General features: G+C 46.7%; 1 protein-coding gene. It reads left to right on the forward strand.

Translation table 11 applies throughout. The annotated features are described in order from the left end of the window. Positions 1–186: 186 nt before the first annotated feature. Positions 187–888, forward strand: a 702-nt coding sequence (locus A3756_RS01205) for an aminotransferase class V-fold PLP-dependent enzyme (RefSeq protein ID WP_156490162.1), incomplete at its 3' end; no start/stop codon positions are given.

Genomic DNA, 888 nt, shown 5'->3' on the forward strand with positions numbered 1-888 from the left:
TAAACGCAAGCTTTGAATCAGGCAGAACAGCTTAACAAAAGAAAGCTCTGTCGGCACTGCTTTAGTCTCCATCGACATCGGCGTTTTAAAGAATGCCCTGATCAGATACGAAAACATTAAAATGCCATCTTATTTCGTATATCATCAGAGCTTCTCCCGGTCCAACAAGCTCAAAACGGTGTCAACATGCCAAGCTTTACCCATTTCCCCCAAGCTGAAACACAATTCCCTCAAGACAAGGAATTATGCTACCTGAATCACGCTGCGGTAAGCCCTTGGCCTGCATGTACGGAGCTAGCCGTTGCCAGGTTCGCCAAAGAAAATGTTTACAGCGGCGCTCAGCACTACCCTCAATGGTTACAGGTCGAGCAAGAACTGCGCGAGCGCTTGGCCAAGTTAATCGGCCTATCATCTACCCATGAAATCGCACTGGCAAAAAACACCTCCGAGGCACTGTCAATGATTGCCTATGGCATTGAATGGCAAGCAGGTGATGAAGTAATTATCAGCAATCAGGAATTTCCGTCTAATCGCATAGTCTGGGAATCCCTGAGCCAGTTTGGTGTCACTGTAAACGTAGCAGATATAGACAAACAAGACCCTGTGCAGGCGATACAACAGCTGATAAGCCCCAAGACCAGGCTGGTTTCTATTAGCTCTGTTCAGTATGCAAGCGGCATTACAATTGACCTCCCGTCTCTTAGCCAGCTATGCAAAGCAGAACAATGCCTCCTTTGTGTGGATGCCATACAAAGTCTGGGCGCATTACCTTTCGATCAAACCTTAATCGATGCTGATTTCATTGTTGCCGATGGACATAAGTGGATGATGGCCGCCGAAGGTTTAGCGCTTTTCTATGTGAAAGGCATACATATCGAAACACTGAAG

The organism is Oleiphilus sp. HI0086 (assembly GCF_001635225.1).